This window comes from Bradyrhizobium valentinum, assembly GCF_001440405.1.
GTDB classification, from domain to species: domain Bacteria; phylum Pseudomonadota; class Alphaproteobacteria; order Rhizobiales; family Xanthobacteraceae; genus Bradyrhizobium; species Bradyrhizobium valentinum.
This window is the reverse complement of sequence record NZ_LLXX01000033.1, coordinates 134,532-157,109: the sequence shown is the minus strand read 5'-3', so window position 1 is coordinate 157,109 and position 22,578 is coordinate 134,532. Positions and strand designations below refer to the sequence as shown.

At 62.8% G+C, this 22,578-nt stretch carries 23 protein-coding genes, 1 tRNA gene and 1 pseudogene; 4 read left to right on the top strand and 21 right to left on the bottom strand.

The window, feature by feature from the left end; all coding sequences use genetic code 11:
* Nucleotides 1–275 precede the first annotated feature (275 nt).
* The 20 genes from CP49_RS06595 to CP49_RS06500 all read right to left on the bottom strand — a co-directional run bounded on the left by CP49_RS06595 (nucleotide 276) and on the right by CP49_RS06500 (nucleotide 19,236).
* Nucleotides 276–1,946 carry a ribonuclease J gene (locus CP49_RS06595; RefSeq protein ID WP_057849480.1) on the bottom strand — a complete coding sequence of 557 codons (1,671 nt, stop codon included), beginning with the start codon at nucleotides 1,944–1,946 and terminating at the stop codon, nucleotides 276–278.
* Nucleotides 1,946–2,758, bottom strand: a complete 813-nt coding sequence (locus tag CP49_RS06590; protein ID WP_057849479.1) for a biotin--[acetyl-CoA-carboxylase] ligase — start codon at nucleotides 2,756–2,758, stop codon at nucleotides 1,946–1,948. Before CP49_RS06590 ends, CP49_RS06595 begins: the two co-directional genes overlap by 1 nt.
* 1 nt (nucleotide 2,759) lies before the next feature.
* Nucleotides 2,760–4,199 carry an NADH-quinone oxidoreductase subunit NuoN gene (nuoN, locus tag CP49_RS06585; RefSeq protein ID WP_057849478.1) on the bottom strand — a complete coding sequence of 480 codons (1,440 nt, stop codon included), beginning with the start codon at nucleotides 4,197–4,199 and terminating at the stop codon, nucleotides 2,760–2,762.
* A gap of 10 nt (nucleotides 4,200–4,209) precedes the next feature.
* Nucleotides 4,210–5,718 (bottom strand): NADH-quinone oxidoreductase subunit M, encoded by a 1,509-nt coding sequence (locus CP49_RS06580; protein WP_057849477.1) that lies wholly within the window; start codon nucleotides 5,716–5,718, stop codon nucleotides 4,210–4,212.
* Nucleotides 5,718–7,775 (bottom strand): NADH-quinone oxidoreductase subunit L, encoded by a 2,058-nt coding sequence (gene nuoL / locus CP49_RS06575; RefSeq protein ID WP_057849476.1) that lies wholly within the window; start codon nucleotides 7,773–7,775, stop codon nucleotides 5,718–5,720. The genes CP49_RS06580 and nuoL overlap by 1 nt, the downstream gene beginning before the upstream one ends.
* Nucleotides 7,776–7,782: 7 nt before the next feature.
* Complete coding sequence (nuoK, locus tag CP49_RS06570; protein WP_028345789.1) at nucleotides 7,783–8,091, bottom strand: NADH-quinone oxidoreductase subunit NuoK; 309 nt, start codon at nucleotides 8,089–8,091, stop codon at nucleotides 7,783–7,785.
* Nucleotides 8,088–8,726 carry an NADH-quinone oxidoreductase subunit J gene (locus CP49_RS06565; protein WP_057849475.1) on the bottom strand — a complete coding sequence of 213 codons (639 nt, stop codon included), beginning with the start codon at nucleotides 8,724–8,726 and terminating at the stop codon, nucleotides 8,088–8,090. The genes nuoK and CP49_RS06565 overlap by 4 nt, the downstream gene beginning before the upstream one ends.
* A 228-nt stretch (nucleotides 8,727–8,954) precedes the next feature.
* Nucleotides 8,955–9,449: an NADH-quinone oxidoreductase subunit NuoI gene (nuoI, locus tag CP49_RS06560; RefSeq protein WP_028345787.1), complete on the bottom strand. Its 495-nt coding sequence runs from the start codon at nucleotides 9,447–9,449 to the stop codon at nucleotides 8,955–8,957.
* Between the two features lie 7 nt (nucleotides 9,450–9,456).
* Nucleotides 9,457–10,527 (bottom strand): NADH-quinone oxidoreductase subunit NuoH, encoded by a 1,071-nt coding sequence (gene nuoH / locus CP49_RS06555; protein ID WP_057849474.1) that lies wholly within the window; start codon nucleotides 10,525–10,527, stop codon nucleotides 9,457–9,459.
* Between the two features lie 10 nt (nucleotides 10,528–10,537).
* A complete protein-coding gene (gene nuoG / locus CP49_RS06550) occupies nucleotides 10,538–12,616 on the bottom strand; it encodes an NADH-quinone oxidoreductase subunit NuoG (protein WP_057849473.1) in 2,079 nt (692 codons plus the stop codon).
* A gap of 7 nt (nucleotides 12,617–12,623) precedes the next feature.
* Complete coding sequence (locus tag CP49_RS06545) at nucleotides 12,624–13,112, bottom strand: hypothetical protein (protein WP_156438102.1); 489 nt, start codon at nucleotides 13,110–13,112, stop codon at nucleotides 12,624–12,626.
* Nucleotides 13,113–13,125: 13 nt separating this feature from the next.
* A complete protein-coding gene (locus CP49_RS06540) occupies nucleotides 13,126–13,323 on the bottom strand; it encodes a hypothetical protein (protein WP_057849471.1) in 198 nt (65 codons plus the stop codon).
* Between the two features lie 4 nt (nucleotides 13,324–13,327).
* A complete protein-coding gene (gene nuoF / locus CP49_RS06535) occupies nucleotides 13,328–14,653 on the bottom strand; it encodes an NADH-quinone oxidoreductase subunit NuoF (protein ID WP_057849470.1) in 1,326 nt (441 codons plus the stop codon).
* Between the two features lie 21 nt (nucleotides 14,654–14,674).
* Nucleotides 14,675–14,890: a hypothetical protein gene (locus CP49_RS06530; protein WP_057849469.1), complete on the bottom strand. Its 216-nt coding sequence runs from the start codon at nucleotides 14,888–14,890 to the stop codon at nucleotides 14,675–14,677.
* On the bottom strand, nucleotides 14,887–15,498 hold the full coding sequence (gene nuoE / locus CP49_RS06525) for an NADH-quinone oxidoreductase subunit NuoE (protein ID WP_057849468.1): 612 nt from the start codon (nucleotides 15,496–15,498) through the stop codon (nucleotides 14,887–14,889). The genes CP49_RS06530 and nuoE overlap by 4 nt, the downstream gene beginning before the upstream one ends.
* Before the next feature lie 11 nt (nucleotides 15,499–15,509).
* Entirely contained in the window at nucleotides 15,510–16,469 is a 960-nt protein-coding gene (locus CP49_RS06520; protein WP_057849467.1) for an FkbM family methyltransferase, read from the bottom strand.
* Entirely contained in the window at nucleotides 16,469–17,665 is a 1,197-nt protein-coding gene (locus CP49_RS06515; protein ID WP_057849466.1) for an NADH-quinone oxidoreductase subunit D, read from the bottom strand. The genes CP49_RS06520 and CP49_RS06515 overlap by 1 nt, the downstream gene beginning before the upstream one ends.
* A 2-nt stretch (nucleotides 17,666–17,667) precedes the next feature.
* Nucleotides 17,668–18,279: an NADH-quinone oxidoreductase subunit C gene (locus CP49_RS06510; RefSeq protein ID WP_057849465.1), complete on the bottom strand. Its 612-nt coding sequence runs from the start codon at nucleotides 18,277–18,279 to the stop codon at nucleotides 17,668–17,670.
* A 10-nt stretch (nucleotides 18,280–18,289) separates the two neighbouring features.
* Nucleotides 18,290–18,880, bottom strand: a complete 591-nt coding sequence (locus tag CP49_RS06505; RefSeq protein WP_057849464.1) for a NuoB/complex I 20 kDa subunit family protein — start codon at nucleotides 18,878–18,880, stop codon at nucleotides 18,290–18,292.
* On the bottom strand, nucleotides 18,871–19,236 hold the full coding sequence (locus CP49_RS06500; protein ID WP_057849463.1) for an NADH-quinone oxidoreductase subunit A: 366 nt from the start codon (nucleotides 19,234–19,236) through the stop codon (nucleotides 18,871–18,873). The genes CP49_RS06505 and CP49_RS06500 overlap by 10 nt, the downstream gene beginning before the upstream one ends.
* Nucleotides 19,237–19,435: 199 nt before the next feature.
* Between CP49_RS06500 and CP49_RS06495 the strand changes: the two are divergent.
* A pseudogene (locus CP49_RS06495) lies at nucleotides 19,436–19,942 on the top strand (MFS transporter); the annotation flags it as partial.
* 249 nt (nucleotides 19,943–20,191) lie between these two features.
* Nucleotides 20,192–20,386, top strand: a complete 195-nt coding sequence (locus CP49_RS46975) for a hypothetical protein (protein WP_057849462.1) — start codon at nucleotides 20,192–20,194, stop codon at nucleotides 20,384–20,386.
* Nucleotides 20,387–20,481: 95 nt separating this feature from the next.
* On the opposite strand, the gene CP49_RS06485 is transcribed toward CP49_RS46975, so the two are convergent.
* A tRNA-Asp gene (locus CP49_RS06485) sits at nucleotides 20,482–20,558 on the bottom strand.
* A 288-nt stretch (nucleotides 20,559–20,846) separates the two neighbouring features.
* Here CP49_RS06485 and CP49_RS06480 point away from each other — a divergent pair.
* The gene (locus tag CP49_RS06480) at nucleotides 20,847–21,179 is read left to right on the top strand and encodes an HU family DNA-binding protein (RefSeq protein WP_276326522.1); all 333 of its coding nucleotides are present in this window, start codon (nucleotides 20,847–20,849) and stop codon (nucleotides 21,177–21,179) included.
* Between the two features lie 102 nt (nucleotides 21,180–21,281).
* On the top strand, nucleotides 21,282–22,538 hold the full coding sequence (gene pepT / locus CP49_RS06475; RefSeq protein WP_057849461.1) for a peptidase T: 1,257 nt from the start codon (nucleotides 21,282–21,284) through the stop codon (nucleotides 22,536–22,538).
* Nucleotides 22,539–22,578: the final 40 nt, after the last annotated feature.

Here is a 22,578-nt window from a genome sequence, read left to right as displayed (position 1 = left end):
ACTCCCTGCTTCCTGCGTCTTCGCGGCGTATCCGCGCGGTCCGCTAACCCTTAAACTACGTCATAGGCCACCCCTTCATGGTGAGGAGCGCCAACGGGTCCGCGCGCAGCGCGGCCCGATGACAGGCTCCGCGCGTCTCCGGACGATGCTCCGCATCGCCGGGCGAACCATGAGGCCCCGTCTGTGGCCTACATCCTTCGAGACGCCCGCTTTGCGGGCTCCTCAGGATGAGGGATTTGAGCAGCTATGACGCAGTCGAACTAACGCTTTCTACCTCAAACTGTCAGAACATGAACGAGGCAAATCGGCTTCTTGCCCCATTGCTCGTTGATGACCGCCCGCACCGCGCGGCGCACCGATTCTGCGGTTGCGTCCGGATCGCGCCGCCGCGCCCGCGGCAGGCTCTCCACCGTCGACACCACCACGTCGAACACGATCTCGTCGATGACCTCGCCGGCCGTATTCTTTTCGGGGATGCCGACCAGATCAACCTCGGGATCGTCGACCAGCTCGCCCTTGTCGGTCATGGCAAGCGCCACGAAGGCGCAGCCGGAAAAGCCCATCCGCCGCCGCTCCACCACGGCGCGGGATTTTGCATCCTCCAGGATCGAGCCGTCCTTGTAGAGCCGCCCCGACGGCAGTTCGTCGATGATGCCGGGGTCGCCCGGGCCGAGCTTGACGAGATCGCCATTGCGGCAGATCAGCACCTTGGGCACGCCGGCGGCGCGCGCCAGTTTCGCGTGCTCGGACAGATGCAGCGCCTCGCCATGAACCGGGATCAGGAGCTGCGGGCGCACCCAGGAGATCATGTCGCGGAGTTCGTCGCGGCGCGGATGACCGGAGACGTGGACCAGATCGGTGCGGTCGGTGATGACCTCGATGCCCTGGCTGACCAGCCCATTGATGATGGCGCCGACCGCCTTCTCGTTGCCGGGGATGGTGCGCGAGGAAAAGATCACGCTATCGCCCTTGTTCAGCGTCACCTGGGGATGGTCGTCATTGGCTATCCTGGCGAGCGCCGCGCGCGGCTCGCCCTGGCTTCCCGTGCACAGCGCCAGCACCTTGTCTGGCGGAAAATGGCCGTAATAATCGGCGCCGCGGAAATTCTGCACGCCCTCGAGATAGCCGGTCTCGCGGGCGACCTGCACCACGCGCTCCATGGCGCGGCCGACCACGACCACCTCGCGGCCGGCGTCCCTGGCGGCGTCCGCCACCGCTTTCACGCGCGCGACATTGGAAGCAAAGGTGGTAACGGCGACACGGCCCTTGGCGGCGCCGACCAGCTTCTTGATGGTGGCGGCGACCTCGGTCTCCGAGGGCGAGCGCCCGTCTCGCACCGCATTGGTGGAATCGCCAACCAGCGCCAGCACGCCGTCATCGCCAAGTTCGCGCAAGCGCCGCTCGTCGGTCGGAAGACCAATGATCGGCGTCGGGTCGATCTTCCAGTCGCCGGTGTGGAGGACAGTGCCGACGGAGGTGTGGATCGCCAGCGCATGCGATTCCGGGATCGAATGGGCGACCGGGATGAATTCGACGGTGAACGGCCCGAGATTGACCCGGCCGCCTGATGGCACCACCGTCACCGGGATTTTTGGCGGATTGCGCTCGGCGGCGCATTTGGCCTCGAACAAAGCGGCGCTGAACTTGGTCGCATAGACCTTGCACTGCAATTTCGGCCAGAGGTCGATGATCGCGCCGAAATGGTCCTCATGGGCGTGCGTTAGCACCAAGCCCATTAGGTTGTTGCGCTCTTTCTCCAGGAAGCGGATGTCGGGCATGATCAGGTCGATGCCCGGCAGATGCTCCTCGTCGCCGAAGGAGACCCCGAGATCGACCGCCAGCCACGACCGCTGATGGCGGTTGCCGAGCCCGTAGATCGACAGGTTCATGCCGATCTCGCCGACGCCGCCAAGCGGGGCAAAAGTCAATTCATCCGGCCGCGCCATCAGGCCGCTCCCACTGATGCCGCGGTGCCGAAATAGACTTCCCCGGCCGTAATCGGCATGCGCCTGCCATCCGCGGTGCGGACGATCAGGCAGCCGGTGTCATCGATCGTGTCGAACGTGCCTTCTACCTTCGTGGTTCCGGTCTGGATTGCAACCCGCTCGCCAACGCCAAAGGCGCGCTCCAACCACAGCTTTCGGATTTCGCCGAAGCCGCGGCCATTGTCCCAGATGCCGCGGAACTCGACCCAGGCCTCCGCCAGTGCCTTGAACAATTCCTCGGCGCCGACCTGGACCCCCAGTGCTGCGAGCGAGGTCGCCGGCGTCGGCGTCCCTTCGGGCGCAGCAACGACATTGGTGCCGATGCCGACCACGACGGCGAGCCGGTTGCCGGCCACGGCTTCCGCTTCCAGCAGGATGCCGGCGAGCTTCTGCCGCTCCGCCAGCACGTCGTTCGGCCATTTCAGCGCAAACTGCAGCGGCTCCGTCCCTGCGCGGCGCATGTTGGCCTCGATGCTGAGCTTCTGCAGGGCGCTTTCAAGCGACAACCCCGCTGCAAAACCCAGCGTGGCCGCAACCGCCGGAGAAACATCCATGACTTCGAGAATGCTGCTGGCAAGGTTGCCGCGCGGCGCGACCCAAGCCCGCTGCCGGCGGCCCCGCCCTGCCGTCTGCTCGGTGGTCGCAAACCACGTCGGGCCACTCTCGCCGTCGCGGGCACGGACCATGGCCTCGGCATTGGTCGAACCGATCTGGTCGAAAGCGGCGAGCTTGTAACCCGCCGAGGTGGCTTTGGGACCGAGCGTAAAGGTCATCCTAGAAGAGCGACTTCGCCGCTGCCGTGGCGACGCTGACCAGCGGCCCCGGATAGACGAAGAAGAAGATGTTGAAGATGCCGGCGACCGCCAGCACGGTGCGCAATTCGATGCGCATCGGTTCGATCTGGCCGGCCGGCTCGTCGAAATACATCACCTTGATGATGGTGAGATAGTAGAACGCGCCCACGACGCTGGTGAGCACGCCGATGACGGCGAGCGTGAACAGGCCTGCCTTGATCGCGGCCACGAACACGTACCATTTGGCGAAGAAGCCCGCGAGCGGCGGAATGCCGGCCAGCGAGAACAGCAGCATGGCGAAGAAAAACGCCAGCATCGGATTGGTGCGCGACAGGCCTGAGAAATCGCTGATCTGCTCCATCGGCTGGCCGTCGCGCTTCATGGAAAGGATGACCGCGAAGGTGCCGAGCGTCATCGCGACATAGATCGCGATGTAGACCAGCACGCCCTGCGCGCCTTCCACCGTGCCCGACGCCAGCCCGACCAGCGCAAAGCCCATATGGCCGATCGACGAATACGCCATCAGGCGCTTGATGTTCCTCTGTCCGATGGCGGCGAACGAGCCCAGCGCCATCGAGGCGATGGCGACGAACACGAGGATCTGCTGCCATTGCGGGACGATCCCGGGGAAAGCCGTCAGCGTGACGCGGGTGAACACCGCAAGCGCCGCGACTTTCGGCGCCGAGGCGAAGAAGGCCGTGACCGGCGTCGGTGCGCCCTCATACACGTCGGGCGTCCACATGTGGAACGGCACGGCGGATACCTTGAAGCAGAGCCCCGCCAGCAGGAATACGAGGCCGAACACGATGCCGACGCTGCCGGTCTTCACCGCCGCAGCAATGCCGGCAAAATCGACCGTGCCGGTGAAGCCGTAGATCAGCGAAGCACCGTACAGCAGCATGCCCGAGGACAGCGCGCCGAGCACGAAGTACTTCAGGCCGGCCTCGGTGGACTTGGCGTTGTCGCGGTTGCTGGCGGCGACCACGTAGAGTGCGAGCGACATCAGCTCGAGCCCGAGATAGAGCATGATCAGGTCGGCGGCCGAAATCAGCACCATCATGCCGAGCGTGGAGAGCAGTACCAGGATCGAATATTCGAAAATCCGCCGCGACGGATCCGACAGAAACTCCGTCGACAGGATCAACGTGACCGCCGAACCGATGATCGCAAGGATCTTCAGGAAGCGGGCAAAGTCGTCGACGATGAAGCTGCCGCCGAAGGTCGTGAGCTTGCCGGCCGGCAGCATCAGCTCCAGCGCGCCGGTCAGAACGAGCAGCACCACCGCAAGGCTGGTGACGAGTTTGGTCGTCCCCTCGCCGCCGCGATAGGCGCCCAGCATCAGGAGCGCCATGGCGCCAACCGCCAGCACCAGCTCCGGCAGCACCGGCAGCAACTGATAACCTGCACTCGAGAAGTTCATGGCGGCGGCCTTACTGGATTAACGCGGCTGCCTTCACGGCAGTCACGGCAGCATTGTAATTGTTGACGAGTTGCTGAACCGAGGCCGCCGACATGTCGAGCACCGGCTTCGGATAGACGCCGAACAGAATGGTCAGCGCCACCAGCGGGAACAGCGTCAGGCTCTCGCGGAACGTCAGGTCCTTGATGCTGGCGAGCGACGGCTTGGTCAGCGCCCCGAACACCACCTTGCGATAGAGCCACAGCGCATAGCCGGCCGACAGGATCACGCCGAACGTGGCAAAGGTCGCCGTCGGGATCGAGACCTTGAATGTGCCGAGTAGCGTCATGAATTCGCCGACGAAGCCGGACGTGCCGGGCAGACCGACATTGGCCATGGTGAAGACCATGAACACCAGCGCGTAGAGCGGCATCCGGTTCACCAGGCCGCCATAGGCCGCGATCTCGCGGGTATGCATGCGGTCGTAGACGATGCCGACGCACAGGAACAGCGCGCCGGAGACGATGCCGTGCGACACCATCTGGAACACGCCGCCAGCCACGCCCTGCGTGGTCCCTGCGAAGATGCCCATGGTGACGAAGCCCATATGGGCCACCGAGGAATAGGCGATCAGCTTCTTGATGTCTTCTTGCATCAAGGCCACCAGCGAGGTGTAGATGATGGCGATCACCGACAGCGTGAAGATGATCCAGGCGAAATCATGCGACGCCAGCGGGAACATCGGCAGCGAGAAGCGCAGGAAGCCGTAGCCACCCATCTTCAAGAGGATCGCGGCCAGGATCACCGAGCCTGCGGTTGGCGCCTCGACGTGCGCGTCCGGCAGCCAGGTATGCACCGGCCACATCGGCATCTTCACCGCAAACGAGGCAAAGAACGCCAGCCACGCCCAGGTCTGCAACGAGCGCGGCACAGCGGTGTTCATCAGCGTCGGGATGTCGGTGGTGCCGGCATTCCAATACAGCGCCATGATCGCCAGCAGCATCAATACCGAGCCGAGCAGCGTGTAGAGGAAGAACTTGAACGATGCGTAGACCCGGCGCGGGCCGCCCCAGACGCCGATGATCAGGAACATCGGGATCAGGCCGCCCTCGAAGAAAAGATAGAACAGCACGAGGTCGAGCGCCGAGAAGGTGCCGACCATCAGCGTTTCCAGCAGCAGGAACGCCATCATGTATTCGCGCACGCGCACCGTCACGGACTTCCAGCTCGCGATGATGCAGAACGGCATCAACGCGGTGGTCAGGATCACGAACGGCAGCGAAATGCCGTCGACCCCCATGTGATAGGTGATGCCGCTGGCGAGCCAGTTCGCCTTTTCGACGAACTGGAAATCCGGGTTGGCGGCGTCGAAGCGCCAGACCAGGATCAGCGACACCGCGAAGGTGACCAGCGTGGTCCACAGCGCGATCCAGCGCGCGTTGCGCTGCGCGGCCTCGTCGTCGCCGCGGGTGAGATAGATCGCCAACGCGCCGATGACCGGCAGGAAGGTGACGACGGAAAGAATCGGCCAGGTTGTCATCACTGGGCCCCCAAGCCGAACATGAACCAGGTGATCAGCCCTGCGACCCCGATCAGCATCGCAAAGGCGTAGTGATAGAGATAGCCGGTCTGGATCTTCACCACGTTGCGGGTGACATCGAGCACGCGCGCCGAAACGCCATCCGGGCCGAAGCCGTCGATGACGAAGCCATCGCCCTTCTTCCAGAGAAAGCGGCCGAGCCACTTCGCCGGGCGGACGAAGATGACCTCATAGAGCTCGTCGAAATACCATTTGTTGAGCAGGAACTGGTAGAGCATCTGGTGCTGATTGGCGAGTTCGACCGGCAGATACGGCCGGCGGATGTAGAACAGCCAGGACATCAGGAAGCCCAGCACCATCATCACCGTCGGCAGGAACGCTATCACAGGCGAGATATGGTGCATCTCGTCGATGATATGCGGGTGCATCTTGAGCGACTCGCGGAAGAATTCTTCCACGCCGTGGCCCGCGAACACCTCCTTGAACGGGAAGCCGGCCAGGATCGAGCCTGCGGCGAGAATGCCGATCGGAACCAGCATCCACATGGGCGATTCATGTGCCGCCTCGTAGTGGTGCTGGTCGTGCGGCTCACCATGGAACGTCTTGAAGATCAGGCGCCACGAATAGAACGAGGTGAGACCCGCCGCGATCACCGTCATCGCGAAGCCGTAATACGCGAATGGATTGTGCGCGACGTAGGCGGACTCGATGATCGCGTCCTTTGAGAAATAGCCGGCCGTGAGCGGGAAGCCGGTCAGCGCCAGGGTACCGATCACCATCACACTGTAGGTGTAGGGGATCTTGTCCTTCAGCCCGCCCATGTTGCGGATGTCCTGCTCGTGATGCATCGCGTAGATCACCGAGCCGGAGCCTAGGAACAGCAGCGCCTTGAAGAAGGCGTGCGTGAACAGATGGAACATGCCGACCGAATAGGCCCCCGCTCCCATCGCCACGAACATGTAGCCGAGCTGCGAACAGGTCGAATAGGCGACGATGCGCTTGATGTCGTTCTGGACGAGGCCGACGGTCGCCGCAAAGAACGCGGTGGTGGCGCCGAAGAACATCACCACGGCCTGCGCGTTGGGCGCGAGCTCGAACAGCGGCGACAGCCGCGCCACCATGAACACGCCGGCTGTCACCATGGTCGCGGCATGGATCAGCGCCGAGACCGGCGTCGGGCCTTCCATGGCGTCCGGCAACCAGGTGTGCAGCAGGAACTGGGCCGATTTGCCCATCGCGCCCATGAACAGCAACAGGCAGGTCAGCGTCAGCGCATCGGCATGCCAGCCGAAGAAATTGATGGTCTTGCCTGTTAGCCCGGGGGCGCCGGCGAAAATCGTCTCGAAGTCGGTCGAGCCGATCAGCATGAAGATCGCGAAAATGCCGAGCGCAAAGCCGAAATCGCCGACGCGGTTGACGATGAAGGCCTTGATTGCCGCCGCGTTCGCCGACGGCTTGTGGTACCAGAAACCGATCAAGAGATAGCTGGCCAGACCGACGCCTTCCCAGCCGAAGAAGAGCTGGACCAGATTGTCCGCGGTCACCAGCATCAGCATCGCGAAGGTGAACAGCGACAGATAGGCAAAGAAGCGCGGCCGGTACGGATCCTCGTCCATGTAGCCGATGGAATAGAGGTGCACGAGTGAGGAGATGGTGTTGACCACCACCAGCATCACGGCGGTCAGCGTATCGACGCGCAGCGCCCACGATACCTGCAGATCGCCGGAATTGATCCAGGGGAACAGCGCGATCCGGGCGTCATGGTGCATGAAGCCGACGTCGACCAGCACCACCCAGGACAGTGCGGCGGATACGAATAGAAGTCCTGTCGTAATCAGTTCGGCCGCGCGCGAACCCTGCGCGGGCGGTTCCGACACGTGGTGATCGTCATGGCCATGTTCATCATGAGCTTCAGCGGCGTGCGCGTGATCGCCATGGCCGTGGTCGTGATGCTTGACCTCATCGCCGCTCGGATTGCGCGCATGCGCCCCGAAGATCGCGATCAGGCCGGCAAGAATGGCGCCCAGCAGCGGCAGAAAGACGATTGCCTGAACCATAGCTGCTTTAGCCCTTCATCAGATTGACGTCTTCAACCGCGATCGAACCGCGGTTGCGGAAATACACCACCAGCACCGCGAGACCGATCGCCGCCTCGGCGGCGGCAACCGTCAGCACCAACAGCGCAAACACCTGGCCGACGATGTCGCCAAGGAAGGTCGAGAACGCCACCAGGTTGATGTTGACGGCGAGCAGGATCAGCTCGATCGACATCAGGATGACGATGATGTTCTTGCGGTTTAGGAAGATGCCGAGGATCCCGATCGTGAACAGGGTGGCGGCGACCGCGAGATAGTGGCCCAGACCGATCGTCATTTCACCCACTCCGCCGCATCGGAATCCTGCAGCCCCTGGCCCGACGCCACCTTGCGCACGGCCATCGCGAGCTCCGGCGTCCGCGCGTTCTGCACGTTGATGTCCTGCCGCTTGACCTTCGCCTTGTGACGCAGCGTCAGCACGATCGCGCCGATCATCGCGACCAGAAGCACCATGCCGGCGATCTGGAAGTAGTGGATGTACTTCGTATAGAGCACCAGCCCGAGCGCCTCGGTGTTGCTGACATTGGTCGGGATCGCCGCCGTGATCTGCTTGGCGGTTTCGGGCTTCATGACCCATCCGCCCGCGACCAGCAGCAGCTCGGCAAGGAAGATGCCGCCGATCACGAGACCGATCGGCAGATATTCCAGAAAACCCTCGCGCAGCTCGGTGAAATCGACGTCGAGCATCATGATCACGAACAGGAACAGCACGGCGACCGCGCCGACATAGACCACGATCAGCATCATGCCGAGGAATTCGGCGCCCATCAGCACGAACAGGCCGGAGGCGTTTACGAAGGCCAGGATCAGGTACAGCACGGAGTGCACGGGATTGCGCGAGACAATCACCATCACCGCCGACGCCACGCAGACGCCCGCGAAGAGGTAGAAGAACAGTGCGGGAAGGATCATGCGCGCCTCCAGCCATGGAGCGAGAAGCTAACCGCGGACGCAAATGCGTTCCCTCCCCCCTTGCGGGGTCCGAGGCGAGCGAAGCTCGCTCTCGAGGCTAGAGAGAGGGGTAAGCCACGCGCACCGGCCCCGGGACTTACCCCTCTCTCCAACTCTCCCCCGCAAGGGGGGAGAGGGCGCACCGCACGTGCGGCAAATGCATGAATCCTATTAGCCACGTTCATCACCTCACCGGTACGGCGCGTCGAGTTCGATTGCTTTCGCAATCTCGCGCTCCCAGCGGTCGCCATTGGCGAGCAGCTTCGCCTTGTCATAGTAGAGTTCCTCGCGGGTCTCGGTCGCGAATTCGAAATTCGGTCCCTCGACGATGGCATCGACAGGGCAGGCTTCCTGGCACAGGCCGCAATAGATGCACTTCACCATATCGATGTCGTAGCGCACGGTGCGGCGGGTGCCGTCGTTGCGGCGCGGGCCGGCCTCGATCGTGATCGCCTGCGCCGGACAAATGGCCTCGCACAGCTTGCAGGCAATGCAGCGCTCTTCGCCGTTCGGGTAACGCCTCAAAGCGTGCTCGCCGCGGAACCGCGGCGAGATCGGGTTCTTCTCGAACGGATAGTTGATCGTCGGCTTCGGCTTGAAGAAATAGCGCATGGCGAGAAAGAACGCCGATACGAATTCGCTCAGCAGAAGCGCTCGGGCGGTTGCGTTGACGTTGACACTCATGACAGCCTCACTTCGGCGCAATGCCGGCAAATTGCAGCACCCCGGCCACAATCACCACCATCGCCAGCGACAACGGCAAAAACACCTTCCAGCCGAGTCGCATCAGTTGATCGTAGCGGTAGCGCGGCACGATCGCCTTCGCCATCGCAAACAGGAAGAACATGAAGAACACCTTCAGCGCGAACCAGACCACGCCGGGGATCCAGGTGAACGGCGGCAACGCTACCGGCGGCAGCCAGCCGCCGAGGAACATGATCGTCGCCAACGCGCACATCGTGGTGATCGCGACATATTCGCCGAGCATGAACAAGAGATACGGCGTCGAGCCGTATTCGACCATGAAGCCCGCGACCAGTTCGGATTCCGCTTCCACCAGGTCGAACGGCGGACGGTTGGTCTCGGCCAGCGCCGAGACGTAGAACACCACGAACATCGGGAACAGCGGCCAGACATACCAGTTCAGGATGGTGAGCTGCGGCAGGCCGATCAGGCTGGCGAAGCCGCGGGTGTTCTGCGCTTCCACCAGGGCCGACAGATTGAGGGTGCCGGCGCACAACAAGACGGTGATGATGACGAAGCCGATCGAGACTTCGTAGGATACCATCTGCGCCGCGGAGCGAAGTGCGGCCAGGAACGGATATTTCGAGTTCGACGACCAGCCGGCCATGATGATGCCGTAGATCGACAGCGACGAGATCGCGAAGATGTAGAGCACGCCGACATTGATGTCGGCAATGACCCAGCCGAGATCCATCGGAATCACGGCCCAGGCAGCCAGCGCCAGCACGCAGGACACCAGCGGCGCTAGCAGGAACACGCCCTTGTTGGAGCCCGACGGAATGATCGGCTCCTTCAGCACGAACTTCAAAAGGTCCGCGAAGGATTGCAGCAGGCCCCAGGGGCCGACCACGTTGGGGCCGCGGCGGATCTGCACCGCCGCCCAGATCTTGCGGTCGGCGAGCAGGATGTAGGCGATCGCGATCAGGAGCACGACGAGCAGCAACAGGCTCTGCGCGACCATGACAATCAGCGGCCAGAGAAAGCCGGTCCAGAACGAGCTTGCGAACAAATCAGCCATCAGGTCACGCTCACTCCGCTGCCGTCAGCATTCGCCCGGCCGCCAGCCGGGAACATTCCGCCATCACCGCCGAGGCCCGTGCGATCGGATTGGTCAGATAGAAATCCTCGACGGAAGATTTCAGCGGGCTCTTGTCAACCTTGCCGCCCTTCTTCGCCAGCGCCTTGACCTGCTCGGCCTTGCCGGGCTCGATCTGGTCGATCCGCATCAAGTGCGGCACAGCCTTGAACAGGGCCTGGCGCAACGCCCCGAGGGAATCATAGGGCAGCTTCTTGCCGAGCACATCCGACAACGCGCGGACGATCGCCCAGTCCTCGCGGGCCTCGCCGGGCGGGAACGCCGCGCGGCTGGCGATCTGCGCCCTGCCCTCGGTGTTGACGTAGAGGCCGGATTTTTCGGTATAGGCCGCGCCGGGCAGGATGACATCGGCGCGGTGCGCGCCGCGGTCGCCATGGGTGCCAATATAGACCACGAACGTGCCGTCCGGCACTTTTACTTCATCCGCCCCAAGCAGGAATAGCACATCGAGCGTGCCGAAGGTCGTCATCTGCGCCAGGCTGAGACCGCTCTTATCAGCCGCAAAGCCGATGTCGAGCGCGCCCGCGCGCGAGGCCGTATCCTGCAGCACGGCAAAGCCGTTCCAGCCGTCCTTGAGAGCGCCTGTGCCTGCCGCGATCTTGGCTGCCTGCGCCAGCACCGCCGCGCCGTCATGCCGCGACGCCAGCGCGCCGGCGCCGACCAGCACGATCGGGTTCTTGGCGCCTTTCAGCACCTCGGTGAAGGAATGCTTGCCACCAGCGAGGTCGCTGAGCGTGTCGGTGCCCGCGCCGAGATAATCGTAATCATAGGTGAGATCGGCCTTGGCTCCGATTAGGCCGACCCTGAGCTGGCCCGTACGCCAGCGCTTGCGGATGCGCGCGTTGAGGACGGCGGCTTCCTTGCGTGGATTGGAACCGATGATCAGCAGCGCGTCGGCCTGCTCGATCCCGGCAATGGTCGGATTGAAGATGTAGGTCGCGCGGCCCGCCTTGGGGTCGAAGGCGTCGCCGCCCTGCACCGCCAAATTGGTGGAGCCATATTTGCCCAAGAGGTCCTTGAACGCGAACATCTCTTCGACCGCGGCGACATCGCCGGCGATGGCCCCGATCCGCTTGCCGTCGCTCATCCTGACCTTGGCCGCAATCGCCGCGAAAGCCTCCTGCCAGGACGCGGCGCGAAGCTTGCCGTTCTCCCGGACATAGGGCCGGTCGAGCCGCTGGGTGCGCAGGCCGTCGACGATGTGACGGGTCTTGTCGGAAATCCATTCCTCGTTCACGGCCTCGTTGATGCGCGGCAGGATGCGCATCACCTCGCGGCCGCGGGTATCGACGCGGATTGCGGAGCCGACGCCATCCATGACGTCGACCGACTGCGTCTTGCCGAGCTCCCACGGACGCGCGGCAAACGCGTAAGGCTTTGAGGTCAGCGCGCCGACGGGGCAGATATCGACGAGGTTGCCCTGCAATTCCGAGGTCAGCGCCTGCTCCAGATAGGTCGTGATCTCCATATCTTCGCCACGGCCGGTCGCGCCCATTTCCGGGACGCCGGCGACTTCGGCGGAGAAGCGGACGCAGCGCGTGCACTGGATGCAGCGGTTCATCGAGGTCTTGACCAGCGCGCCCAGATATTTGTCCTCGACCGCGCGCTTGTTCTCGGCATAGCGCGAGGTGTCGACGCCGTAGCCCATCGCCTGGTCCTGCAGATCGCACTCGCCGCCCTGGTCGCAGATCGGGCAATCCAAGGGATGGTTGATCAGCAGAAATTCCATCACGCCTTCGCGCGCCTTCTTGACCATCGGCGAACGTGTCGAGATTTCCGGCGGCTCGCCCTTTGGGCCGGGCCGGCAGTCGCGCACACCCCAGGCGCAGCTTGCGACCGGCTTCGGACCGCCCTTGATCTCGACGAGGCACATCCGGCAATTGCCGGCGATCGACAGCCGCTCGTGGTAGCAAAAGCGCGGAATTTCGGCGCCGGCGGCCTCGCACGCCTGCAGCAGCGTGTACTCCGCAGGCACATCGATCTCTTTGCCGTCGATGATGAGTTTGGTCATTGCTGTCTCAAGTCTTTCCCAGCTTGCAGTCTGGCGGTGTAACGCTGGCGGTCTTCAGCGCCGTCTTGATCCATTGCTGGGTCTCGGCGCCATAGGTGGCGATATAGGCCGGCTGCGCCGCGTTCTTCTCGCACAGGAACGGCAGATGCGGCTTCAGGTCGTAATCGCAGGAGGCCAGCCACTCGCGCTTTCCCGCGAATGCGCCGATCGCTTCCTCGCAGGCGTAAAGGAAATAGGTGACAAAGCTCTCGTACTGGACCTGCTCATCGCCGCCGGCGGCCTTGATCTTGTCGTAGTCCGGCTGCGCGAATTTCGGATTCTTGAACGCCAGATCGGTGTAGCCCAGAAACGCCTGACGCGCGCTCGTCGCGCGGTTGTTGGTGCGGATTTCGTTGATCTGGAACAGGATCGCAACAAAGCCGAGCAGCGCCACGGCCGCCTGCGCCATCTGCGCCAGCGTCCCGTATCTCTGCCACCAGGAACTCGGTTGCGACATTGGTCCCATCGTCTCAGTGCGTTACATCAGTCAATTCGAGACGCTTCTCAATTCGGTCCACGCGCGTTTCAAGACGGTCCAGCCTGCGGTTAACACCAGCAACGGAGGTGACGCGCGTCTTCAAATCGTGAAGATCTTCCGCCATCCGTTCGGTGCGTTGATCAATCCTGCGCAGGATCGCCAGCACAATGCTGTCAGGTTCGTCTGCCATTACCCTACTCCGCCGCCGCCATGTTCACGGGATCACGCACGCCGATATCGTCGATGTCGGCCTTGTGCGAATACTGGTCGATACGCGCCTCGATCTCGTGGCGGAAATGCGCGATCAGGCCCTGGATCGGCCACGCCGCGGCGTCGCCGAGCGCGCAGATGGTGTGGCCTTCGACCTGTTTTGTCACCTCCAGCAGCATGTCGATTTCGCGCTTGTGGGCGCGGCCTTCGGCCATGCGGGTCAGCACCCGCCACATCCAGCCCGTGCCTTCGCGGCAGGGCGTGCACTGGCCGCAGCTCTCATGCTTGTAGAAATAGGAGATGCGCGCGATCGCCCGGATCAGGTCGGTCGACTTGTCCATCACGATGACAGCGGCAGTACCAAGGCCGGAACGCAGCTTGCTGAGGCTGTCGAAATCCATCGGCGTGTCGATGATCTGCTCGGCCGGCACCATGCGCACCGACGAGCCACCGGGAATCACGGCTTTTAGATTGTCCCAGCCGCCGCGAATGCCGCCGCAATGGCGCTCGATCAACTCGCGGAACGGAATCCCCATCGCCTCTTCGACGTTGCAGGGGCGCTCGACATGGCCGGAAACGCAAAACAGTTTGGTGCCGACATTGTTCGGCCGGCCGATGGCGGCAAACCACGCCGCACCGCGCCGCAGGATGTCGGGCGCAACCGCAATGGATTCGACATTGTTGACGGTGGTCGGGCAGCCATAGAGGCCGACATTGGCCGGGAATGGCGGCTTCAGCCGCGGCTGGCCCTTCTTGCCTTCGAGGCTCTCCAGCAGCGCAGTCTCTTCGCCGCAGATATAGGCGCCGGCGCCATGCGCGACATAGATGTCGAACGGCCAGCCGTTGATATTGTCCTTGCCGACCAGCTTCGCGTCATAGGCCTGATCAATCGCGGCCTGCAGCCGCTCGCGCTCGCGGATGAACTCGCCGCGCACATAGATGTAGCAGGCATGCGCGCCCATCGCGAAGCTTGCCAGCAGGCAGCCTTCCACAAGCAGATGCGGATCGTGCCGCATAATCTCGCGGTCCTTGCAGGTGCCGGGCTCGGACTCGTCGGCATTGACCACCAGATAGCTCGGCCGGCCGTCGGTGGATTCCTTCGGCATGAACGACCATTTCAGGCCGGTCGGAAAGCCTGCCCCGCCGCGGCCGCGCAGGCCCGAAGCCTTCATCTCGTTGATGATCCAGTCGCGGCCCTTGTCGATGATCGCTTTCGTGCCGTCCCACGCGCCGCGGCGGCGCGCGCCCTCCAGCCCCCAATCATGGAGGCCGTAGAGGTTCTTGAAGATGCGATCCTTGTCGTCGAGCATGACTTGAAGCTTCCTAGCGGATCAACGATTGGACTGCGCGTAAGCGAGGCCCGCGGCGCATCCGCCGAAGGTCAGCGCCCACAACAGGCTGGATTCGAGCGTTGCGTTCAGCCCGTAACGCTGCAGCAGAAATATGAACGCAGCCGCCGCGACGGCATGCATGCCGATATAGCGCCAGTTCTTCATCGCGCTGTCCCTTCCCGGCCCGTCCACGAGCCATGTGCCGTCACGCGTCATGTGGATTCCTTCAGCGTCGTCGGCCCGCCCGCCGGCGCCGAGAACTGACGGTCGACCTGCGGACCCGGCTTCGGCGGATTGCCTGACGCAAAGCCGTCCAGCACCTTGCCGAAACTTTCCTTGGTCAGGTCCTCGTAGGTGTCCTTCCAGATCTGCACCATCGGCGCATTCACGCAGGCGCCAAGGCACTCGACCTCTTCCCAACTGAAATTGCCATCCTTCGACAAATGGAAGGGATCGTGATGGATGCGGCTCTGGCACACCTTGATGATGTCCTCGGCGCCGCGCAGCCGGCACGGCGTGGTGCCGCACACCTGCACATGGGCCTTCTTGCCGACCGGCTGGAGCTGGAACATGGTGTAGAAGGTCGCCACTTCCAGGACGCGAATATAGGGCATCTCCAGGAGGTCGGCGACCACGCGGATCGCGGCTTCCGAAACCCATCCCTCGTGCTGCTCCTGCGCGCGCCACAGGATCGCGATCACGGCCGACGCCTGGCGGCCCGGCGGATATTTAGCGATCTGCGCCTTGGCCCAGGCGAGATTCTCATCCGTGAACGCAAAGCTCGCGGGCTGCAATTCCTTCGGGGCGAGGCGGCGGACGGACATCGTTCAGTCTCTCATTGCACGCGGCGCGCGGCTTTCGCATTGAGCGCATCGATCCGGGCGAGCCAGAATGCGCTTGCGGTGCCGAACACGTTGTAGCCGACATGGGTTGAAACCTTGATCCGATCCAGGATCGAGAGGTCGGTCACGGTTTCAAGGCGATGGCTGCGCGGATCGTAGACGATCAGCTTCAGCGGGGTCTGATCGAGGATGTAGCGCGACACGGTATGCTCAGGATCGTTGCCATGCTCCTCGCACAAGAGCACGCTGTCGCCCTGCATCAGCCGCACGCCGCCTTTCATGGCCTCGATCTCGACGCCTTCGACGTCGAGCTTGATCAGATATTTGCCGCCGCGAGTGATCTTGCCGTCGTCCAGCAGGTTGTCGAGCGCGATGACCGGCACCTCCTCGCCGTCCGACTGGTCGCCGGCGATGCTGAAGGCCTCATGCTTGGTGCCGGACAGGCGCGCGCTGCCGCGCGCAGCGCCGATCGCGCATTTCATCGCCTCGAAACGATTGCCGTTGATTTTGGCGTTGTTGGCGAGTTTTGGAAAATTCTGCCCCGACGGCTCGATCGCGATCGCCTTGTGCGAACCGAACGGCTTGCTCGACACCAGCACCGACCAGTAGCCGTAATTGGCGCCGCAATCGAGCAGCGTGTAGTCGACGTCGGCGGAATCGCGGAACAGCAGCTCCAGCTCGTCCTCGTAGCTGTAAGTGCGATTGAGCAACTTGCTCCAGTAGCCATCGCCATAGGGAAACTCGAAGACGGCGTCGGGATTTAGTTTAACTTGGATGCCGCGCTCGGGCAGCGTCGTGCGCAACAGGTTCGCGCACATATTGTAGCCACGGTGCGAAAAATTCGACGCCACCTTCGACCCCAGCGTCAGCGCAATCGCGGCCAAACGCTCCCACGCGTTCGCACCTGCAAGCACGCCCGAAGCCCGGTCAAACTGGATGGGCGCCTGCGCCATCACCGATCGACCTCTCCGAATACGATGTCGAGCGAGCCGAGGATCGCCGAGACGTCGGCGAGCAGATGGCCTCTGCAGATGAAATCCATCGCCTGCAGATGGGCAAAGCCCGGCGCGCGGATCTTGCACTTGTAGGGCTTGTTGGTGCCGTCGGAGACCAGGTAGACACCGAACTCGCCCTTCGGCGCCTCGACCGCGGCGTAGACTTCGCCGGCCGGGACGCGGACGCCTTCGGTATAAAGCTTGAAGTGATGGATCAGCGCTTCCATCGAGCGCTTCATCTCACCGCGGCGGGGCGGGGCGATCTTGTTGTCCTCGACGACGACCGGGCCCTGGCCATCAGGCGCGCGCAGTTTCGCGATGCACTGCTTCATGATGCGCACGGACTGCCGCATCTCTTCCATACGGATGCAGTAGCGGTCGTAGCAGTCGCCGTTCTTGCCGATCGGAATGTCGAAATCCATTTCGGCGTAGCACTCATACGGCTGCGCCTTGCGCAGGTCCCAGGCCGCGCCCGAGCCGCGCACCATTACGCCGGAAAAGCCCCATTCCCAGGCCTGCTGCAGCGTCACCACGCCGATGTCGACGTTGCGCTGCTTGAAGATGCGGTTGCCGGTCAGAAGCGTTTCGAGGTCGGCGACGACCTGCAGGAACGGGTCGCACCAGGCTTCGATATCGTCGATCAGTTTCGGCGGCAGGTCCTGATGCACGCCGCCGACGCGGAAATAGGCCGCATGCATCCGCGAGCCGGAGGCGCGCTCGTAAAACACCATCAGCTTTTCGCGCTCTTCAAAACCCCACAGCGGCGGTGTCAAGGCGCCGACGTCCATCGCCTGCGTGGTGACGTTGAGCAGATGCGACAGGATGCGGCCGATCTCGCAATAGAGCACGCGGATCAACTGACCGCGGCGCGGCACCGTGATGCCGAGCAGCCTTTCCGCCGCCAGGCAGAATGCGTGCTCCTGGTTCATCGGCGCGACGTAGTCGAGCCGGTCGAAATACGGGATCGCCTGCAAGTACGTCTTGTGCTCGATCAGCTTCTCAGTGCCGCGATGCAAGAGTCCGATATGCGGATCGACACGCTCGACGACTTCGCCGTCGAGCTCCAACACCAGGCGTAAAACGCCGTGCGCGGCCGGATGCTGCGGGCCAAAGTTGATCGTGAAGTTGCGAAGGTTTTGCGGTTGTTCGTTCATGGTCAGGCCTTCGGCTCAGCCTTCTCATCGCCGGGCAGCGGATAGTCCGCGCCTTCCCACGGCGAGAGGAAATCGAATTTGCGGAATTCCTGGTTCAGACGGACCGGCTCGTAGATCACCCGCTTCTCCTGGTCGTCGTAGCGGACCTCGACGAAACCGGTGAGCGGAAAGTCCTTGCGCAGCGGATGGCCGTCGAAGCCGTAATCGGTCAGGAGCCGGCGCATGTCGGGATGGCCGGTGAAGATCACGCCGTAGAGATCGTAGGTCTCGCGCTCGAACCAGTCGGCGCCGGGAAACACGCCGATGATCGACGGCACCTGCGTGGTCTCGTCGGCTTCGGCGCGGACGCGGATGCGCTCGTTCAGCGTCGGCGACAGCAGATGATAGACCACGTCGAAACGCTTCTCGCGGCCGGGATAATCGACCGCGGTCACGTCGGTGACGTTCACGAAGCGCAGCGCAGGATCGTCGCGCAGGTACTTCATGACCTCGACGATCTTCGCCGCATCGACCGTGACGGTGAGCTGGTTGAACGCGACCGCATGGGCGCTGGCCGCGCCGCCAAGCGCGCTAACAATCGTCTGCCCAAGGGCGTCGAGCTTGCCGTCGTCCATTACCTAAACCTTAGCGTTCGATGGTCCCGATGCGCCGGATCTTCTTCTGCAGCAGCAATATGCCGTAGAGCAGCGCCTCCGCCGTCGGCGGGCATCCGGGCACGTAGATGTCGATCGGCACGATGCGGTCGCAGCCGCGCACGACCGAGTAAGAATAGTGATAGTAGCCGCCGCCATTGGCGCACGATCCCATCGAGATCACGTAGCGCGGCTCGGGCATCTGGTCGTAGACCTTGCGCAGCGCCGGCGCCATCTTGTTGGTCAGTGTGCCCGCCACGATCATGACGTCGGACTGTCGCGGCGAAGCGCGCGGCGCGAAACCGAAACGCTCGACGTCGTAACGCGGCATCGACACCTGCATCATCTCGACCGCACAGCAGGCGAGACCGAACGTCATCCACATCAGGGAGCCCGTCCGCGCCCAGGTGATCAGGTCGTCTGCGGCGGCGACGAAGAAGCCCTTGTCTGACAGTTCGTGGTTGACCTCGAGGAAGAACGGGTCATTGGCCCCGACCGGCTTGCCGGTCGAGGGGTCGAGAATGCCCTTCGGCGCCTGCGCGATATCAGGCGAAGAGCCTATAACTGTCTGGCTCAATCCCATTCGAGCGCGCCTTTCTTCCACTCATAAGCAAAGCCGACCGTGAGGACGGCGAGGAACACCATCATCGACCAGAAGCCGGTGGCGCCGAGCTTGCCGAACGCAACCGCCCACGGGAACAGGAACGCCACTTCGAGGTCGAAAATGATGAAGAGGATCGCGACCAGATAGAAGCGGACGTCGAACTTCATTCGGGCATCGTCAAAAGCGTTGAATCCGCATTCATAGGCGGACAGCTTTTCGGGGTCCGGCTGCTGGAACGCGACCAGGAACGGGGCGATCAGGAGCGCCAGACCGATCAGGCTCGCCACCCCGATAAACACCACAAGTGGCAGGTAATTTTGCAGGATGCCGGACATCGGCGGTGCCTTTTCCTGCGGATTTCGACCGCAGATTCGTTGATTGGAATTATTCTTGGCTTAGCGCAGCGCAACAGAGGGCGCAAGACAAGCCATCCTGACGCCTTTGCCCGCCCTCGGCGCGTCGGCAGAACCCGAAAAAGTGTTGCGTTCCTGCCTCGCCCGACCAACGCGCGCAGCGCCGCAAGGTACCCGAATTTCAGTTCAAATCGGCACCTGTGCCGGCACCTTCAAGGGGCTGTGCGGCATCGCCGGTACGCTGCTCGGCGGGTTTGTGGTGGCCCAGATCGGCCGCCACGACGATCGCTGGAAATTGTGGGCGCCCGCGGTCACGTCGGGCCTCGCCGGCCCGGTGTTTGCGCTGTGCATGCTGACCCAGGACTTCACCACCATGGTGGCGACGCTGGCGGCGACCTCGTTCCTGGTCGGCTTTCATCTCGGCCCGATCTTTGCGATCGCACAGACCGTCGCCAAGCCGAGCATGCGGGCGCTGGCATCCGCAATCATGCCGTTGACAGCGGCCGGATTCGGCCAGGGCGTCGGCCCGCTTGCGGTCGGCATGCTCAACGACGCGCTGAAGAACGATTTTGGCGCCCAGGCCGTGCGGTATTCGCTGCTATCGGCGGCCGTCACGACAACGGTAGGAGCTCTTCTGTTCATCTGGGCGGCCCGGTCGATCCGCGCCGATATTCAGCGGGCGAGCTGAGCCGATCGGCTCGCCGACGGCCCTCCCCGTTGTTCTTGTTACTGTTTTGACCCATCTGGCTCCGCGCGGGCCCGCATCGATGACGGCCACGGGTCTGTATGTGATCTACATCACGGATGTCTTGGCGAAAAATCGGCCAAAAACCGGCCGAATGAAACCATTTTGCCGAAGCCGCGAAACGATCCTGAAACAGAGTGGGCGTACGTCTCTGGCCAACACAGGACGTCAAAGGCGTCCGGGAGGCATCATATGAACCACTCGTTTCACTCGGCGGATCGTAGCACCCACTTAAAGATAGTGGTTGTCGCTCTCGTCGCTGGCATCGCCGTTGCGGCTTTCGGCATCTCGGCTCGGACCGGTTCGGATTACAGCCAGACCGCCCAGATCGTAAAGGCGGGCAAGCCGGTTGTCGTCACCAGTTCGAGCACCTCGACGGTCCGCTAAACAAAACCGGCTCAATGGAAATAAAAACGGCCGCCCTTGGGCGGCCTTTTTGTTTGCAGCAGTCTCGAAAGATCAGCATCAAGCCATTGATAAAATGGCGCGAGAGACGGGACTCGAACCCGCGGCCTCCGCCGTGACAGGGCGGCGCTCTAACCAACTGAGCTACTCCCGCGGATGCCGTAATCAGATCCTGATCCGCGCAGAACCGAGGGCATAAAGGCCCTCTCCCGCTTAGTCAAGGACGTTGCGAATATCCCCGTGGAACGGGCGCTTCTGCGATTGTGATGCAAATAATGGCCTGTTTTCAGGCAAAACAGCGTAGGCAGCTATCACCCGAATCGTTTAAGGCCTGCTACGTCAGGGTTTCTTGAAGCCCTCGCCGCTCTGGCTGTACCGATCTTCGGGTTTCAAGTCACCATGCAACGCGCTTTCCGGCGCAGACCGGTATTCATAAACGCGCATCAAGCCATTCAACCAACGAGGAGAGCCAGATATGGCGAAGAAAGCAGCGGCTCCAGCCACCATCACACTCAAGCATCTGGCAGCGGCTCTCGCCGAGGAGCACGACTTGTCGAAGAAGGCCGCAGAGGCGATCCTGACCGACATGGTCGGCAAGATCACAAAGCACCTGAAGAAGGGCGAGCGGATCCGTATCGTTGGGCTCGGCATCCTCCAGGTCCGCAAGCGCGCCGCCCGCACAGGGCGGAACCCCGCCACCGGCGAGCCGATCCAGATCAAGGCCAGCAAGAAGGTCGCCTTCCGCGCAGCCAAGGAACTCAAGGAAGCCGTCTGACCGGCGCTCCCCTGATTGCACCAGAAGCGCCATTCCGGCGGGGACCCGGAATGGCGCTTTTCTGTTATAGAGCGCTTCCTTGCTCATCTTTTCCGGATCGTCATGCTGGCCTCGCCGATAGCCTTCACCCACGATGTCACCGAGCGCTTCCTGCGCTATGTCGTGATCGACACCCAGTCCGATCCGGCCTCTCCAACCTGCCCCTCCACCGCGAAGCAGAAGAATTTGGGCCGCCTGCTCGCCGCCGAATTGCAGGCGATGGGACTTGGCGACGCCCATCTCGACGAACACGGCTATATCTATGCGACCATCCCGGCGAATACCGACAAGAAGGTGCCGGTGATCTGCTTCTGCTCGCACATGGACACTTCACCTGATTGCAGCGGCGCCAACGTCAAGCCGCAGATCGCCAGGAATTATCAGGGCGGCGACATCGTGCTGCCGGCGGATCCCACCCAGGTGATCCGTGCGGCCGACCATCCCGCGCTCGCCGACCAGATCGGGCATGACATCATCACGACGGACGGCACCACGCTGCTCGGCGCCGACAACAAGGCCGGCCTTGCTGAGATCATGGATGCGGCGCGGTTCCTGATTCAAAATCCCGATATCAAGCACGGCACGATCAAGATCCTGTTCACGCCCGACGAGGAGATCGGCCGCGGCGTCGACAAGGTCGACCTGAAAAAACTCGGCGCCGACTTCGCCTATACGATGGACGGCGAATCCGCAGGCAATATCGAGGACGAAACCTTTTCGGCCGATGGCGCCACCATCACCATCGAGGGCGTCTCGACCCATCCGGGCTTTGCCAAAGGCAAGATGGAGCATGCGATCAAGATCGCCGCCGCCATTATCGACCGCCTGCCCAAGGATACCTGCTCGCCGGAGACCACCGAGGGCAAGGAAGGCTTTCTGCATCCAGTCGGCATCAAGGGCGAGCTGGAGAAAGCCACCATCGGCTTCATTGTGCGTGATTTTACCGACGCGGGCCTTTTGGAAAAGGAAGCCCTGCTAGAAGACATCGTCAAAGACGTGATGAAGGATTATCCGCACTCGACCTACCGGATGGAGGTCAAGCCGCAATACCGCAACATGAAGCAGGTGATCGACCGCCATCCCGAGATCGTCGACTACGCCATCGAGGCGATCGAGCGCGCAGGCCTGACGCCGGTGCGAAGCTCGATCCGCGGCGGAACCGACGGCTCGCGGCTGTCGTTCATGGGCCTGCCCTGCCCCAACATCTTCGCCGGCGAACACGCCTTTCATTCCCGGCTGGAATGGGTCAGCCGCCAGGACATGGAAAAGGCGGCAGAGACCATCGTGCATCTCGCGATGATCTGGGAAGAACGGGCGTAGCGGTTTCGGCGCGAGGCTCTCCCCGTCACATTGCATGGTG

Excerpts from the sequence above, each read along its gene's own strand:
- nuoH (WP_057849474.1), bottom strand. The coding sequence starts at position 10,527 with ATGGCTGATTTGTTCGCAAGCTCGTTCTGGACCGGCTTTCTCTGGCCG.
- pepT (WP_057849461.1), top strand. The coding sequence starts at position 21,282 with ATGCTGGCCTCGCCGATAGCCTTCACCCACGATGTCACCGAGCGCTTC.
- nuoN (WP_057849478.1), bottom strand. The coding sequence starts at position 4,199 with ATGAACTTCTCGAGTGCAGGTTATCAGTTGCTGCCGGTGCTGCCGGAG.
- nuoK (WP_028345789.1), bottom strand. The coding sequence starts at position 8,091 with ATGACGATCGGTCTGGGCCACTATCTCGCGGTCGCCGCCACCCTGTTC.
- nuoF (WP_057849470.1), bottom strand. The coding sequence starts at position 14,653 with ATGCTCGACGACAAGGATCGCATCTTCAAGAACCTCTACGGCCTCCAT.
- CP49_RS06500 (WP_057849463.1), bottom strand. The coding sequence starts at position 19,236 with ATGTCCGGCATCCTGCAAAATTACCTGCCACTTGTGGTGTTTATCGGG.
- CP49_RS06515 (WP_057849466.1), bottom strand. The coding sequence starts at position 17,665 with ATGAACGAACAACCGCAAAACCTTCGCAACTTCACGATCAACTTTGGC.
- CP49_RS06510 (WP_057849465.1), bottom strand. The coding sequence starts at position 18,279 with ATGGACGACGGCAAGCTCGACGCCCTTGGGCAGACGATTGTTAGCGCG.
- CP49_RS06545 (WP_156438102.1), bottom strand. The coding sequence starts at position 13,112 with ATGTCGCAACCGAGTTCCTGGTGGCAGAGATACGGGACGCTGGCGCAG.
- nuoE (WP_057849468.1), bottom strand. The coding sequence starts at position 15,498 with ATGTCCGTCCGCCGCCTCGCCCCGAAGGAATTGCAGCCCGCGAGCTTT.
- CP49_RS06540 (WP_057849471.1), bottom strand. The coding sequence starts at position 13,323 with ATGGCAGACGAACCTGACAGCATTGTGCTGGCGATCCTGCGCAGGATT.
- nuoG (WP_057849473.1), bottom strand. The coding sequence starts at position 12,616 with ATGACCAAACTCATCATCGACGGCAAAGAGATCGATGTGCCTGCGGAG.
- CP49_RS06580 (WP_057849477.1), bottom strand. The coding sequence starts at position 5,718 with ATGACAACCTGGCCGATTCTTTCCGTCGTCACCTTCCTGCCGGTCATC.
- CP49_RS06595 (WP_057849480.1), bottom strand. The coding sequence starts at position 1,946 with ATGGCGCGGCCGGATGAATTGACTTTTGCCCCGCTTGGCGGCGTCGGC.
- nuoI (WP_028345787.1), bottom strand. The coding sequence starts at position 9,449 with ATGAGTGTCAACGTCAACGCAACCGCCCGAGCGCTTCTGCTGAGCGAA.
- CP49_RS06505 (WP_057849464.1), bottom strand. The coding sequence starts at position 18,880 with ATGGGATTGAGCCAGACAGTTATAGGCTCTTCGCCTGATATCGCGCAG.
- CP49_RS06520 (WP_057849467.1), bottom strand. The coding sequence starts at position 16,469 with ATGGCGCAGGCGCCCATCCAGTTTGACCGGGCTTCGGGCGTGCTTGCA.
- nuoL (WP_057849476.1), bottom strand. The coding sequence starts at position 7,775 with ATGGTTCAGGCAATCGTCTTTCTGCCGCTGCTGGGCGCCATTCTTGCC.
- CP49_RS46975 (WP_057849462.1), top strand. The coding sequence starts at position 20,192 with ATGAACCACTCGTTTCACTCGGCGGATCGTAGCACCCACTTAAAGATA.
- CP49_RS06565 (WP_057849475.1), bottom strand. The coding sequence starts at position 8,726 with ATGATCCTTCCCGCACTGTTCTTCTACCTCTTCGCGGGCGTCTGCGTG.
- CP49_RS06530 (WP_057849469.1), bottom strand. The coding sequence starts at position 14,890 with ATGACGCGTGACGGCACATGGCTCGTGGACGGGCCGGGAAGGGACAGC.
- CP49_RS06590 (WP_057849479.1), bottom strand. The coding sequence starts at position 2,758 with ATGACCTTTACGCTCGGTCCCAAAGCCACCTCGGCGGGTTACAAGCTC.